The organism is Embleya scabrispora, from assembly GCF_002024165.1.
GTDB lineage: Bacteria > Actinomycetota > Actinomycetes > Streptomycetales > Streptomycetaceae > Embleya > Embleya scabrispora_A.
This window is the reverse complement of sequence record NZ_MWQN01000001.1, coordinates 5,995,430-6,008,599: the sequence shown is the minus strand read 5'-3', so window position 1 is coordinate 6,008,599 and position 13,170 is coordinate 5,995,430. Positions and strand designations below refer to the sequence as shown.

Annotated in this window: 14 protein-coding genes; 9 read left to right on the top strand and 5 right to left on the bottom strand. The window is 69.5% G+C overall.

The annotated features are described in order from the left end of the window. Positions 1 to 99 precede the first annotated feature (99 nt). Together B4N89_RS26345 and B4N89_RS26340 are read left to right on the top strand one after the other, a co-directional pair. A complete protein-coding gene (locus B4N89_RS26345) occupies positions 100 to 3,294 on the top strand; it encodes a M28 family peptidase (RefSeq protein WP_078978279.1) in 3,195 nt (1,064 codons plus the stop codon). A gap of 173 nt (positions 3,295 to 3,467) precedes the next feature. Beyond that, entirely contained in the window at positions 3,468 to 4,052 is a 585-nt protein-coding gene (locus B4N89_RS26340; RefSeq protein ID WP_078978278.1) for a MepB family protein, read from the top strand. Between the two features lie 3 nt (positions 4,053 to 4,055). Here the strand turns inward: B4N89_RS26340 and B4N89_RS26335 are convergent, their stop codons facing one another. Beyond that, the gene (locus B4N89_RS26335; protein WP_078978277.1) at positions 4,056 to 4,586 is read right to left on the bottom strand and encodes an SRPBCC family protein; all 531 of its coding nucleotides are present in this window, start codon (positions 4,584 to 4,586) and stop codon (positions 4,056 to 4,058) included. Positions 4,587 to 4,652: 66 nt separating this feature from the next. Here B4N89_RS26335 and B4N89_RS26330 point away from each other — a divergent pair, with 66 nt between their 5' ends. The 3 genes from B4N89_RS26330 to B4N89_RS26320 all read left to right on the top strand — a co-directional run bounded on the left by B4N89_RS26330 (position 4,653) and on the right by B4N89_RS26320 (position 7,183). Continuing rightward, the gene (locus tag B4N89_RS26330; RefSeq protein ID WP_078978276.1) at positions 4,653 to 5,303 is read left to right on the top strand and encodes a TetR/AcrR family transcriptional regulator; all 651 of its coding nucleotides are present in this window, start codon (positions 4,653 to 4,655) and stop codon (positions 5,301 to 5,303) included. 99 nt (positions 5,304 to 5,402) lie between these two features. After that, positions 5,403 to 5,921: a DUF4240 domain-containing protein gene (locus tag B4N89_RS26325; RefSeq protein WP_078978275.1), complete on the top strand. Its 519-nt coding sequence runs from the start codon at positions 5,403 to 5,405 to the stop codon at positions 5,919 to 5,921. 77 nt (positions 5,922 to 5,998) lie between these two features. Further along, a complete protein-coding gene (locus tag B4N89_RS26320) occupies positions 5,999 to 7,183 on the top strand; it encodes an epoxide hydrolase family protein (protein ID WP_078978274.1) in 1,185 nt (394 codons plus the stop codon). A gap of 58 nt (positions 7,184 to 7,241) precedes the next feature. On the opposite strand, the gene B4N89_RS26315 is transcribed toward B4N89_RS26320, so the two are convergent. Further along, entirely contained in the window at positions 7,242 to 8,108 is an 867-nt protein-coding gene (locus B4N89_RS26315; RefSeq protein ID WP_078978273.1) for a sigma-70 family RNA polymerase sigma factor, read from the bottom strand. Positions 8,109 to 8,191: 83 nt separating this feature from the next. Here B4N89_RS26315 and B4N89_RS26310 point away from each other — a divergent pair, with 83 nt between their 5' ends. Next, the gene (locus tag B4N89_RS26310) at positions 8,192 to 8,641 is read left to right on the top strand and encodes a carboxymuconolactone decarboxylase family protein (RefSeq protein ID WP_078978272.1); all 450 of its coding nucleotides are present in this window, start codon (positions 8,192 to 8,194) and stop codon (positions 8,639 to 8,641) included. A gap of 285 nt (positions 8,642 to 8,926) precedes the next feature. Next, a complete protein-coding gene (locus tag B4N89_RS26305) occupies positions 8,927 to 10,048 on the top strand; it encodes a methyltransferase (protein ID WP_078979645.1) in 1,122 nt (373 codons plus the stop codon). Between the two features lie 75 nt (positions 10,049 to 10,123). Here B4N89_RS26305 and B4N89_RS26300 read toward each other — a convergent pair whose 3' ends face one another. Both B4N89_RS26300 and B4N89_RS26295 read right to left on the bottom strand, forming a co-directional pair. Further along, entirely contained in the window at positions 10,124 to 10,318 is a 195-nt protein-coding gene (locus B4N89_RS26300; RefSeq protein ID WP_078978271.1) for a DUF397 domain-containing protein, read from the bottom strand. Next, a complete protein-coding gene (locus B4N89_RS26295; protein ID WP_078978270.1) occupies positions 10,315 to 11,178 on the bottom strand; it encodes a helix-turn-helix domain-containing protein in 864 nt (287 codons plus the stop codon). Before B4N89_RS26295 ends, B4N89_RS26300 begins: the two co-directional genes overlap by 4 nt. A gap of 246 nt (positions 11,179 to 11,424) precedes the next feature. On the opposite strand from B4N89_RS26295, the gene B4N89_RS26290 reads away from it, so the two are divergent. Next, entirely contained in the window at positions 11,425 to 11,853 is a 429-nt protein-coding gene (locus B4N89_RS26290) for an ATP-binding protein (RefSeq protein ID WP_201260908.1), read from the top strand. A 45-nt stretch (positions 11,854 to 11,898) separates the two neighbouring features. Further along, positions 11,899 to 12,594, top strand: a complete 696-nt coding sequence (locus B4N89_RS26285) for a hypothetical protein (RefSeq protein ID WP_143658087.1) — start codon at positions 11,899 to 11,901, stop codon at positions 12,592 to 12,594. Between the two features lie 32 nt (positions 12,595 to 12,626). Here B4N89_RS26285 and B4N89_RS26280 read toward each other — a convergent pair whose 3' ends face one another. Then, on the bottom strand, positions 12,627 to 13,154 hold the full coding sequence (locus tag B4N89_RS26280) for a hypothetical protein (RefSeq protein WP_143658086.1): 528 nt from the start codon (positions 13,152 to 13,154) through the stop codon (positions 12,627 to 12,629). Positions 13,155 to 13,170 lie beyond the last annotated feature (16 nt).

Sequence of the window (13,170 nt, the reverse complement as noted above, 5' to 3'; positions counted from 1 at the left end):
CACGAACCCCGGCCTGCACGGTCGCCCGCGTCGCTCACGAGGCGTACGCGGCGCAAGCCGGCGACGTGGTCGAGGCATGTCCCCTCCCAAGGAGCCTCGATGAATCGCAGAACGACCACGGCCGGGACCGTCCTGGCCATGCTCGCCGGCTTGGCGATCGGCACGGCCGGAGCACCGGCCGTCGCCGACCCGTCACCTCCCCCCGCAAACCCGCAGGCACTCGCGGTCTCCGCCGCCGACCGGGCGGCCGCAAGCGGCCTGGACGCCCTCGCCAAGGGTCCCGACGAGCAGTACGAACGCCAGGTCGTCACGCCGTGGATCAACGACCTGTACTCGGTCGCGTACCAGCGCACCTACCGCGGCCTGCCGGTCGTCGGCGGCGACGCGGTGGTCATGGCCGACGGCAAGGGCCGAGTCCACGCGACCCAGGCCTCGACCGACGCGCGCATCTCCGTGACCACCCAACCGACGGTGGCGGCCAGTGCCGCCGAGGCCACGTCCCGGGCCCAACTCCCCGTCGTGGACAAGGTCGAATCGCACCGTCTCGTCGTCCGGGTCAAGGACGACAAGAGCGCGCTGGCCTGGGAAACGGTGGTGGCGGGTCGTACCGCGACCGCGCCCAGCCGGCTGCACGTGTTCGTCGACGCGACCACCGGCAAGGTGCTGGACACGACCGACGAGGTCAAGGCCGGCACCGGCAACAGCCAGTGGAACGGGCCCAACCCGCTGACCATCGACACCACCAACTCCGGGGGTTCGTACTCCCTGCGCGACCCGAGCCGCCCCGGCCTGACCTGCGCCGACTACAGTTCCGGCCAGGTCTTCTCGAAGTCCACCGACTCGTGGGGCAACGGTCAGGCGTCGAGCAAGGAGACCGGCTGCGTCGACGTCATGTGGGCGGCGCAGAAGGAATGGAACATGCTCCGCGACTGGCTCGGTCGCAACGGGCACAACGGCAACGGCGGTAGTTGGCCGGTCAAGGTCGGTCTGAACGACGTCAACGCCTACTGGGACGGCTCGTCGATCTCCATCGGGCACAACCAGAGCAACCAGTGGATCGGCTCGATGGACGTCGTCGGCCACGAATTCGGCCACGGCATCGACCAGTTCACCCCGGGCAGCACCAGCGGCGAGGCCGGACTCGGCGAGGCCACCGGCGACATCATGGGCGCGCTGACCGAGGCGTACACCAACGAGCCCTCGCCGTACGACGCTCCCGACTACACCGTCGGCGAGACCGTGAACCTGGTGGGCCAGGGCCCGATCCGCTACATGTACAAGCCGTCCACCAACGGCGACCCCGACTGCTACAGCTCCTCGATTCCCAGCACGGAGGAGCACGCGGCGGCCGGACCGCTCAACCACTGGTTCTACCTGCTCGCCGAGGGCACCAACCCCGGCGGCGGCAAGCCCAACAGCCCGACCTGCAACAACACCACCCTGACCGGCGTGGGTATCCAGAAGGCCGGCAAGGTCTTCTACGGCGGCATGCTGCTCAAGACCAGCGGCATGACCTACAAGCGCTACCGCACCGCGACGCTCACCGCGGCCAAGACGCTCGACCCCACGTGTGACCTGTTCAAGAAGACCAAGGCGGCGTGGGACGCGATCAGCGTGCCGGCCCAGACCGGCGACCCGGTCTGCAACGGCGACCCGGTTCCGGACTTCAGCCTCGCGGTCAGCCCGACCAGCGGCAGTGTGACGCCCGGCGGCACCACGACCACGACCGTGACCGCCACGCTGGTCTCGGGTCCGGCGCAGAACATCACCCTGTCCGCGGGTCCGCTCCCGGCCGGGGTCACCGCGTCGTTCAACCCGGCGACCATCGGCACGAACCAGTCCTCCGTGCTGACCCTGTCGGCGAGCGCGTCGGCGAGCGCGGGCACCAGCTCGATCACCATCACGGGCACCGGTTCGTCGACCTCGCACACCGCGCAGTACGCGTTGACCGTCGGCAGCGGGCCGGGCAACCCGAGCGACCCGCCGGACATCAACGTCGCGAACGTGCAGTCGCACCTGACGCAGCTCAACCAGATCGCGAACCAGAACGGCGGCAACCGCCGTGCGGGCAGCGCCGGTTACACCGCGTCGGTGGCGTACGTGAAGGGTAAGCTCCAGGCGGCCGGTTTCCAGGTCAGCGAGCAGACCTGCACCTCGTGCACCTACCGCTCCAACAACCTGATCGCCGACTGGCCCGGCGGCCCCGCCGACTCGGTCGTCATGTTCGGCGCCCACCTGGACAGCGTCAGTGCCGGCCCCGGCATCAACGACAACGGTTCGGGTTCCGCCACGCTCCTGGAGAACGCGCTCGCGCTCGCCCAGGCCAACCCCAGCCTGACCAAGCACGTGCGCTTCGGTTGGTGGGCCGGCGAGGAACAGGGCCTCCAGGGCTCGCAGTTCTACGTCAGCCAGCTCGGCTCCACGCAGCGCGCGGCGATCAAGGGCTACTACAACTTCGACATGGTCGGCTCGCCCAACGGCGGCTACTTCATCAACAACATCAACTCCGCCACCGCCGCGCCGATGAAGGCCTACTGGGACTCGCTGAACCTGCGCCCGGAGGAGAACGTCGAGGGCCAGGGACGCTCCGACGACTACTCCTTCCAGCAGGCCGGCATCCCCACCTCCGGCTACGCGGCCGGTGCCGACGCGCGCAAGACCTCGGCACAGGCGACGAAGTGGGGCGGGCAGGCCAACCAGTCCTACGACTCCTGCTACCACTCCTCGTGTGACACCACCTCCAACATCAGCGCCACGGTGCTCAACCGCAGCGCGGACGGTGTCGCGTACACGATCTGGAAGACCGCGGTCGGCGGCACCACGCCCACCAACGACTTCACCATCTCGGCCGTTCCGTCCTCCGGCAACGCGCAGCCCGGTGCCACCGTCTCCACGACGGTGAACACCACCACCTCCAGTGGTACGGCGCAGACGGTGACGCTCGGCTCGAACGCGCCGGCGGGCATCAGCGTGAGCTTCAGCCCGACGTCGGTCCAGAGCGGCACCTCCTCGACCGCGACGATCACCGTCGCGGCGGGCACCGCGGCCGGTACGTACCCGATCACCATCACGGGCACGGGCTCGGTCGTGCACTCGACCACGTACACGCTGACGGTCGGCGACGGCGGTCCGGGCAACTGCTCCGCGCCCGCCTGGGACGCCAACACCGTCTACGTGGGCGGCAACGTGGTCTCGTACCAGGGCCACACCTACCGCGCCAAGTGGTGGACCCAGGGCGAGACCCCCGGGACCACCGGGCAGTGGGGGGTGTGGCTCGACCTCGGACCGTGCTGAGGCCGCACACCGACACAGCACGTAGCACGTAGCACGTAGATAGTCGGCACGACCGCTTTCCCCGATTGTGATGCCCGGTGGCCCGAGGTTTGGGTCACCGGGCATCACACCGTCCGGGGTCGGCGTTCGGGGTCGGCTCCCGGGGTGTCGGGGCATGCCGGCAGGATGCCCGAATGGTCACGAACCCCGGTCTTTCGCCCGGATCCGATCCGGGGGTCGAGCCCTGGCCCGCCGACGGGCCGTCGTCCCTGCCCGCCGAACTGACGGCCGCCAAGGAAATGGTCTACGACCCGATCGGGTTCGGGTGTACCCATCCGGTCGCCGAGCCGGAGAGCGCCGAATACGGGGCGTACACCCTCACCGTGGCCGGTGCCCGAATCCGCTTTCGGAGCGCGCGGACCACGCCGACCAAGGTCGGCCTGTTCGTCACCCTGTGGCGGCGCTCGGCCGCCGGGCCGATCGAGCCGTCGGCGGTCGAGGACGCGATCGACCTGGTGGTGATCGGTTGCCGACAGGGCGAACACGTCGGGCAGTTCGTGTTTCCGACGGCGGTCCTGGCGGAGCGCGGCATCCTGTCCGTGGGCGGCGTCGGGGGCAAGCGGGGATTTCGGGTGTACCCGCCGTGGGTTACGCCGGCCGGCAGGCAGGCGGAGCGCACGCGCGCCTGGCAGGTCGAGCACTTCCTCACGCTGTCGGGCGAGGTGCCGGCGGACTCGGCGCGGATCCGGCGGTTGTACGGGGCGGGCGGGGCCCGGTAGCGGTCAGGGGGCGCCGCCGCACGCGGCTCGGAGGCGGCGCAGCGTCGTGCGCATGCCCTCGCGGTTGCGCTCGGCACGCCGCGCGGCCGGGGTACCGGTGAAGACCAGTCCGAGTATCTCGGCGACTCGGCGGCGCCATCCGTCGCGGCGGCGGTCGATCCAGTACTCGGTGACCAGCGTCGCCGTCCCGCCCTCCGTCGGGGCGAACCGGTAGCCCCAGCGGGCGATGGGCAGGCCGAAGGAGGTGACGTCGAACGCGAACTCCCGGCCCGGGTCGGCGGTCACGATCCGGCAGACGGTGAACCAGACCCACGGACCCCGCCGGTTGAAGCCGACGAAGCCTCGCCCGCGGCACCGAACGGCGAAGAGCTCCGGGCTCCAGTCCTTCATCCGCCGGACGTCGGCGACGATCGGGTACACGACCTCCGGCGCGAGCGGCACGGTCAGCGATTCCTCGATCTCCCAGACGCGCGCGGTCGACGCCACCGGCTCGGGATCGGGGTCGGGGTCGGGGTGGTGCTTCCCAGGCTTCATGGGCATCACGCTAGCAGCAAAACGCAACGCAACGTAGCGTTGCATTCGAGCTGTTAGTCTCCCGGCATGAACGACGAACAACACCCGGCGGAACCCACCGACGGCGGCGGCAGCGGCACCGGCGGCAGCATCGCCACGGGCTCCGGGTCCGGCGGCGGCCCGCGCAAGGCCCAGGCGATCTTCGACGCCACCCTCGACCTTCTCGCCGACAAGGGCTACGCGGGGCTGACCATCGAGGGAGTAGCCGAGCGGTCCGGGGTGAACAAGACCACGATCTACCGCTGGTGGCCGTCGAAGGGGGCCCTCCTCGGCGCCGCGCTCGCCGGTGCCCGGCGCCTGGAGTTCCCCATGCCCGACACCGGCAGCCTCCGGGGTGACCTCGAGGCGCTGCTGGACGCCATGGTGTCCCTGCTCACCACCCCGCCGACGGCCGACATCGCCGTCGCCGCCCTGGGCGCGGTCACCCACAGCGCCGAACTCGCCGGACACGCCGGCACCTTCTTCGCCGGCCGCCTGGCCCGCGAACGTCCCGTCTTCGAGCGCGCCGTCGCCCGGGGCGAACTCGCCGCCGGCGCGGACCCGATGTTGCTGATGGACCTGCTGGCCGGTGCCGCCTGGCTGCGGGTGGTCTTCCGCCAGGTTCCGGTCGAGCCGGATTTCGCCCGGCGTACCGTGGCGGTGATCCTGGACGGAGCCGGCTCGCACGCCGAGCGTTGAGCCCGGGGTCGGGCCTGGGGTCGAGCCGGGCGGGCGAACCGAATTGCCCTTCATGTCCTCCCGGGCGTTGGGCGCCGCGCGTGCGATGATCCGACCGTGATGGACGAGAGCGAGTTCTGGGAACTCATTGACGCCACGCGCGAGGCGGCCGAGGGCGACCCCGAGGAGCAGGCCGACCTGCTGGTGGAGCGCCTGACACAGCTCGATCCCGAATCCGTCTGCGACTTCGCCAAACACTTCGAGGCGCGCTACACCCGCGCCTACCGCTGGGACCTTTGGGGCGCGGCGGCGGTCCTGCTCGAAGGCGCGAGCGACGACGTCTTCGACGCGTTCCGCTGCTGGCTGATCGGCCAGGGCCGGGATGTCTTCGAGGGGGCCCTCCGCGACCCCGACGACCTGGCCGACCTCCTCGACACGTTCGATCCGGACATCGACGGCGACGGCGAGGACCTGGGCTACGCCGGCGACGAGGCCTACGAACAAATGACCGGCGCCCCCATGCCCCCGATCGGCCTCCCACCCCAACCGGTCGACCCGGCCGGCACCGCGGTCAACCTGGAATTCGACGACACCCTGGCCACCCAATACCCCAACCTGTGGGCCCGCTTCCGCACATGACCGCCGCCGTCGCGGCCGGGTCGGCGGGGGCGCGTGTCCGCTTCGGGGTGTGATCGTCGCGGAGTTAGCATGCCCCCATGTCGGAGGAAAAGGTTTCCCAGCCGCAGTCGTTCGTCGGGCGCACCGAGCCCGCCGTGCTTTCCGACCTTCGGGCGCGGTTGCGGGCCACGCGGTGGCCGGATGCGCCGGAGGAGGCCGGTTGGGGGCTCGGGGTCGATCTCGGTTACCTCCGGGAGTTGGTGGGCTACTGGGCGGACGGGTTCGACTGGGACGCGCAGGAGGCCGCGCTCAATCGGCTGCCGCGCTTTCGGGCGACGGTCGGTGGGCTCGGGATCCACTACGTGCATGCCCGGGCCGTCGCGCCGACCGGGCCCGTGTTGCCGTTGGTGCTCGCGCACGGGTGGCCGGATTCGTTCTGGCGCTACACCAAGGTGATTTCGCTGCTGACCGATCCCGGCGCGCACGGCGGTGATCCGGCCGACGCGTTCGACGTCGTCGTACCGGACATGCCGGGCTACGGGTATTCCGATCGCCCGACCGGTCCGCCCCTCGACTCCGTCGCCGTCGCCGGTCTGTGGGCCGAGTTGATGGACGGGCTCGGCTACGCCCGATTCGGCGCGGCGGGTGGGGACATCGGCAGCCACGTCAGCCGCTACCTTGCCCTCGACCACCCCGACCGGGTGGTGGCCGTGCACCGCACCGACGCCGGTGTACCCGTCGTCTCCGGCGATCTCGCCGAGTTCACGCCCGAGGAGCGCGAGTGGTTCCGGGAGGTCGCCGCCTGGGGGGCGGCCGAGGGCGCCTACGCCGCGATGCACCGTACGAAGCCGCAGACCGCCGCCGTCGGCCTCACCGACTCGCCGGCCGGCCTCGCCGCCTGGATCGTGGAGAAGCTTCGCGCGTGGAGCGACTGCGACGGTGACATCGAGCGCAGCTTCACCAAGGACGAGATCCTGACCAACGTCACCATCTACTGGCTCACCGAGACGATCGGCTCGTCGATGCGGATGTATCGCGCCAACGGCTCGATCCCGCCCGCGCAGCTCGCCCGCCGCGTGGAAGTCCCGTCCGGATTCACGCTGTTCCCCGGCGACCTGGTCCGCCCGCCGCGCGCGTGGATGGAGCGCAGCACGAACGTCGTGCGGGTGACCGAGGCCGAACGCGGCGGCCACTTCGCGGCGTTCGAGGAGCCCGAGCTGTACGCCGAGGAACTGCGCACGTTCTTCCGCCCGTTCCGCACGCCAGGCCCGAACCCGAGCTGACACCCCCGCGGGGTGCCGGCGGACGACCGACCGGTCCGGAACGGGCGCCCGCCGTGGCTCACTCCGGATCCGGCAGGTCCAACAGGGCCAGCTTGGCCGGGTCGACCAGGGCCCTGATCTCCACGATCCGGCCGTCGACCACACCGAAGGCGAGCAGCGCGAGCGGGGAGCCGTCCTCGTCCCACGAGAGCACCCCGGGAGAGCCGTCGACGAACACCGGCCGCCCCCTGGCCGCGCCGGCGGCCAACCGCGCACCGGCGACGACCTTGGTGGCGCCGATGACCACGACCGTACCCCCGGGACTGTCGACCGTCAGCCGCACCTCGGGGTCGAGCACCCGCAACAACTCCTCGAAGGCGCCGTGCCGGGCCGCCGCCAGGAAGGCCCGCACCACTTCCCGCTGTTCCGGCCCGCCCTCCGCCGGCTGCTCGGTGGCCCGCACCTTCCGGCGGGCGCGACTGGCGAGCATCTTGGTGGCGTCGGCGGATTTGCCGAGGATCCTGCCGATCTCGTCGAACGGCACCGCGAACAGGTCGTGCAGCACGAACGCGAGCCGTTCGTTCGGCCGCAACGATTCGAGCACGACCAGGAGCGCGAGCCCGACCGAGTCGGCGAGCACCGCTTCGTCCTCCGGCGCGCGGCCGTCGTCGATCGTCACGACCAGTTCGGGCAGCCGCTCGTCGTAGGACGCCTCGGGGCGGGCCTGCCGCGAGCGCAGTACGTCCAGGCTGATCCGGCCGACCACCGTGGTCAGCCAGCCGCCGAGGTTGTGGATGGTCACCGCGTCCTGGCGGGAGAGCCGCAGCCAGGCCTCCTGGACCACGTCCTCGGCGTCGGAGTGCGACCCGAGCATGCGGTAGGCGATGGCGCGCAGTCGCTCACGCCGGGATTCGAACGCCTCGACCATCGGGGTGGTGCCGGACATGTTGTTACCTTCCTCGGATCCGCTCCGTCATGGGTGATGACGGGCCCGAAGGGGCGCAGGTAACCGATGAAGGAGCAGGACCCATGGAAGCACGGCTGAAAAGCGCGCCCGGTCCCGACCTGACCACCGCTTTCCAACACCTTTTCAAGGCGATCCACGCCGGAGGCGTCGAGCCGCGCCTGCTGTCGCTGATCCATCTGCGGGTCAGCCAGATCAACAGCTGCAGCCCGTGCGTGTACGCCTCGATCGACGCGGCTAAGAAGGCCGGCGAAACGGACGAGCGACTGCACAGCGTGGCCGCCTGGCGCGAAACACCCTTCTTCACCGACGACGAGCGGGCGGCCTTCGAGCTGACCGAGGCCGCCACCCGCATCCAGGACGGCGCCCCGGGCGTCACCGACGAGATCTGGGAGGCCGCCGCCGGGCACTTCACCCAGGAGCAACTGGGCGCGATCACCCTGGAGATCGCCCTGACCAACTTCTTCAACCGCATCAACCGCACCACGAACGAGCAGGCCGGCAAGTCCTGGTAGCGAAACGGGGCATCACCCGGGGGGCCCGCGCCTCCCCCGGGTTGCCCGTGCGCCGAGAACTGTGCGAGCCTCACCTGTCATCTCTCCACCACCTCCCTGAAAGGGTCGGTCGTGACGCTCGGCATGGTTCTCGGCGACGTCTCCTCTCGCGCTTCGACGCGGGAGCGGTAGCCCTGCCTGCCCCGACACGCGCGCCTGTGCCGTAGCGCACGCGCGTCGTTTCCTCGTGCTCCTCGTCGAAGTGCTCTTCGTGCCCCGCACGTTCGATCACACGAGGAGTACGTGGTGTCCACGATCCACTGGACCGAAGCCCACACGGTCCGATCCGCCCGTTGGCATTCCGAGAGCGCAGCACCGCCTCCCGGACGCGTCGTCGTCGCGGACGACCGGATGAAAGCCGATACCGCATACCGTCTGGCCTGCGAAGGCACGGCGATGGTGTGGCGCGGCGACTACCACAACGCACGGCAGCTGCTGCGCGCAATGAACCACCGTCTCGACCGGAAGCCTCCCCGTTCGGGCGACAGTCCGGCCGAGTCCTTCCATCTCCACCGGCGTGCCCGAAGTCACCGGGCCCGGGTACTGGGCAAACTCCTCGTACTGCTGGAAGAGGACCACTCCCTGGTGCTGCGCAGAGCCCCCGACGTCCGTCGGGCGTGCACCGAGGCGTACGGTCCACCATGCGGCCCTTCGGCGGTTTCGCTCTCCGAGCTGCTGGGCGTGATCGGAGCGCGGCAGTGGCGCGAGAAGGGCGTGGAGATTCCGGCGCTCGACGCCCGCATCCATCCGCACTACGGCGTCTTCTCTCCGCTCAGGGGCGAGTACGTCGACCTGGTCGCACAGGCACCGCTTTCCGGCGACGGCCCCGGCCGCACCGCCTTCGACCTCGGCACGGGAACGGGCGTACTCGCCGCAGTCCTGGCCCACCGAGGAATCGACCACGTGGTGGCCACCGACATCAATCCGCGAGCACTGTCCTGCGCCCGGGACAACATCCGCCGACTCGACCTCACGGACCGCATCGAAGTGGTCGGCCCGTGCCTCTTCCCGGAAGACCGCGCCGACCTGGTCGTCTGCAACCCACCCTGGATCCCGGCCCACCCGACATCCGTAGTGGAACAGGGCGTCTACGACCCGAACAGCACCATGCTCCGAGCCTTCCTGAAGGGTCTGCCCTCCCACCTCACACCGGACGGCGAGGCTTGGCTGATCCTGTCGGACCTCGCCGAACACCTGGGCCTCAGAACCCCCCACGAGGTCCCCGACGCCATCGAAGCAGCCGGCCTCAAGGTGCGGGACAGGTTCACGACCAAGCCCCACCACCCAAGAGCAAGCAACCCCAAAACCCCACTACACACAGCCCGAGCCGCAGAAACCACATCCCTGTGGCGCCTGACCGCCACCTGACCCGAACGAACTTCGACACACCGAAGCCACCGGTGCCCCGGAGGCCGCTCCGAAGCACCAGAGGCGGCCTCGCGCTCAGCCCTTGAGGGCCTCCGTCAGGCATGTCCAGGAGCCCTTCGGGACAGCAAGGAGCCCAACGGAGGGGTCCTTGCTGTCCCGTATCGCCATGGTGGTTGAAGTCGGCGCCGTCTCGACACAGTCGTCGTTGGCTCCACTGAACGTGCTCTTCCGCCAGGTCAGAGGGGTGTTGGTACCTGTAACCGGAGTCATGTGGTGTCTTTCTTGATGGTTGCGATCAGTGCACGGCTATCTTCCAAGCTCAGTGCGTGCTTGGACAGGGTGGCAAACAACCGGCCGAATCGCCGCACCTCGCGCGGGTCGTTCATGAACGTACTTCCGGACACGCCCTGACCGAACACAACCTCGGGCTCCTCGCCACCGTACGACAGGATCTGGAACGAACTGGCGTAGGTACCACCCGCCCCGGCCGAGAACGGGATCACCCGCAGTGAGACGTTCGGCAGTTCCGTGACCTCCAAGAGCCGCGCCAATTGTTCGCGATGCACCACGGGACCGCCTACCACCCATCGCAACACCCCTTCCGTCACGACGGCTTCGATCTCAAGGCGCGGGTCCGTCCCGCCGAACACCCGGCGCTGACGCTCGAGTCTGACGGCAACGAGATCGTCGATCGTGTCGCGACTCAATCCCGCGAAATCCACAGCCGTGACCGCTTCGGAATATGCCGCTGTTTGCAGGTGAGCCGGGACCAGGTTGATTTGGTAGTCCCGACGACTGAGCGCCGTCTCCTCGTATTCGAGCAACGCGCCGTAGTTCGCCGACAGGACGTCGGCGAACTTGGCCCACCACGGAGGATCCGCATCCCAAACCGCCATGGCCAGTTCTTCGAGCGCTTGGCGCTTCTCGCCGGCGAGGCCCAAAGCGTCGGCCAGCGTGTGGAAATACTCCTCGGTGCACAGGCGTTCGCCGGTCTCGGTGCGTGTCACGGTGGACGGGCTCACGCCGATCTCCGCCGCGACGCTCGTCGCAGTGCGTTTTCCCCTGAGCTTTCGGAGCTGATCACCGAGGTCTCGCCGGGCCTTCAAGTTGCCTGGTCCTGTGCTCGCCATGTCTTCCCCTCGTCCTGGTACGCGGATGAGTGATCGCGCTGCGGACAGCATTGCGGACAGCTGGAGCGTATCCATCGATCACCTCGTATGCATCCCTCTTGCATTTTGCGTGAAACCAGCTTGACGTACGCACGACGAGAGAGCAGTCTCGTTTCAGTCACCCTCTGCGCCCGAACGATCACGAGGCGCGGAACGGTGCGGTATCTCCGCGCCCTGTGACAGTGAGGAGTGAGCGTGATGCCCCAAATGCCCACGACGAGCCGGATCGATCTGCCGCCCGGCCCCGAAGCCGCCGCTGCCGCCAGGGAGTTCGTAGCCATATCCAGCACCGCGCACGGCGCCGGAGATGTCGTGGACGTGCTGCGACTCGTGGCGTCCGAGTTGGTGGGTAACGCCGTCCGGCATGGCGGTGGGGCCCGGTCCATCTCGTGCGTGGTGGGCGACCGGGGTGTCGTGGTCGAAGTCGTCGACGGTGGCGGCCCGTTCGCACTCCGGGTGGAACCGCCGCCCGACGAGGAAGACTGCTGCGGGCGTGGGTTGTTTCTTGTCTGGGCCCTGGGATGCGGGCTCGGGTCGGGGCCCGTTCGCGGTGGCGGCAAGTGGGTTCGGGCAGTGATTGCCACCGAACTCGACATGAACGCGGGCGAGTTCGGCGCGGCGTCCGAGCTGGGCTGAACCGGACGCCGCCCCCGGATTCTCTTGCAACGAAACGGAGTTGTCGTGTCCGAAAACCAACCCTGTGCCACCGGCAGCCACTTGATGTCACCCGAAAGAGTGGTCGGGCTGCTTCAGACATTCGAGACCGCTCGTACCTTCCTGAGATGCCTCTCCCTGGCCGACGTCCACCTCCTCCCGAGCGTCCCGGGCGGCCACGCAACCCTGGCCTGGAGCGCGCCCGGCACCCCCATCCCCCGCGCGTTCGACGACGAACGAAACCTGGTCGGCTGGTTCGAGGAAGTCCCGGAGTACCTGGGCCGGGTCGACGCGACCATGCACGTCTGGCCGGTCGGCGCCCACCGCGCCGGGGATCTGGAGGCGACTGCGGCAAACGGCACGTCGGCGACCTTCCGGCGCCCGACGACCGAACACCCTTCCGCACCCGACCGCCCCATGACGATCGGCGTGGTCACCGACGACGACGCCGGCCTCGTCCTCACCGACCGGGGCATCTGGCAAACCCTGCTCCCGCAACCGATGGACCTCGTACCACTGGGCGCCAACCTCGGCACCTACCTGGCCGGCCTGGCCCCGGGCGACGAAGTCCTCCCCTACCAGTGGTGCCTGCGCGCCCTCCGCCACTACTGGATCGGCATCGTCTTCGTCCTCGACCGGCGAGCCGCCCTCTACTGCCCCTGCGGCCGGGACACCATGCACCATCACCCGTCGTGGGAAGACCTCCGCGAAGCCCGGCCCTGACCACACCCTGACACCGGCTCGACCACAACGAATCAGCGCGCGGGACCGACCCGCCCGGGCGACGAATTCAACACGATCGCCGCCGCCCGCACCTCGCTCGCCCAACGCTCCGCGTCGTACCCCAAGGTGTACTCCACGCAACACGCGCACTCGGGCAACAGCGAGACGAACTCCCGCTCCTCCTCGGTCTCGACCGCCAGGTCCGACCAACCGCCCCAAGCCACATCGGCGAGAACAACATTTCCGTCGATGATCCTCGCCGCCAGTCGCCGCAGCGCGTAGCGCCACGCCGGACCGGAACTCGGCAGTTCGATCCCCGTCTCCGCGAGCGCCTGCTCGAAGAGATCCCGCAGGTCACGAACATCGTCACCCCGGCCCAGCCCCGCCAACTCGCACAGCGCCGGCGATTCCAACCCGGCCGCCAACGCCTCGGCGGCGATCATCGGCAGATCCGCCGGCTCGACCTCGTCCACCGGGTAGCACCACGCCACCTCCGACAGCGCCATGAAGGCAGCCCCCGACCGAGCTTCGGGCCCGAGCGGGCTCTCCATTTCGTCCATGGGCACACGATGCCCG

What these genes read in the sequence shown, in the direction of transcription:
- B4N89_RS26345 (WP_078978279.1), top strand. Translation starts at nt 100, where the DNA reads ATGAATCGCAGAACGACCACGGCCGGGACCGTCCTGGCCATGCTCGCC.
- B4N89_RS26340 (WP_078978278.1), top strand. Translation starts at nt 3,468, where the DNA reads ATGGTCACGAACCCCGGTCTTTCGCCCGGATCCGATCCGGGGGTCGAG.
- B4N89_RS26335 (WP_078978277.1), bottom strand. Translation starts at nt 4,586, where the DNA reads ATGAAGCCTGGGAAGCACCACCCCGACCCCGACCCCGATCCCGAGCCG.
- B4N89_RS26330 (WP_078978276.1), top strand. Translation starts at nt 4,653, where the DNA reads ATGAACGACGAACAACACCCGGCGGAACCCACCGACGGCGGCGGCAGC.
- B4N89_RS26325 (WP_078978275.1), top strand. Translation starts at nt 5,403, where the DNA reads ATGGACGAGAGCGAGTTCTGGGAACTCATTGACGCCACGCGCGAGGCG.
- B4N89_RS26320 (WP_078978274.1), top strand. Translation starts at nt 5,999, where the DNA reads ATGTCGGAGGAAAAGGTTTCCCAGCCGCAGTCGTTCGTCGGGCGCACC.
- B4N89_RS26315 (WP_078978273.1), bottom strand. Translation starts at nt 8,108, where the DNA reads ATGTCCGGCACCACCCCGATGGTCGAGGCGTTCGAATCCCGGCGTGAG.
- B4N89_RS26310 (WP_078978272.1), top strand. Translation starts at nt 8,192, where the DNA reads ATGGAAGCACGGCTGAAAAGCGCGCCCGGTCCCGACCTGACCACCGCT.
- B4N89_RS26300 (WP_078978271.1), bottom strand. Translation starts at nt 10,318, where the DNA reads ATGACTCCGGTTACAGGTACCAACACCCCTCTGACCTGGCGGAAGAGC.
- B4N89_RS26295 (WP_078978270.1), bottom strand. Translation starts at nt 11,178, where the DNA reads ATGGCGAGCACAGGACCAGGCAACTTGAAGGCCCGGCGAGACCTCGGT.
- B4N89_RS26290 (WP_201260908.1), top strand. Translation starts at nt 11,425, where the DNA reads ATGCCCACGACGAGCCGGATCGATCTGCCGCCCGGCCCCGAAGCCGCC.
- B4N89_RS26280 (WP_143658086.1), bottom strand. Translation starts at nt 13,154, where the DNA reads ATGGACGAAATGGAGAGCCCGCTCGGGCCCGAAGCTCGGTCGGGGGCT.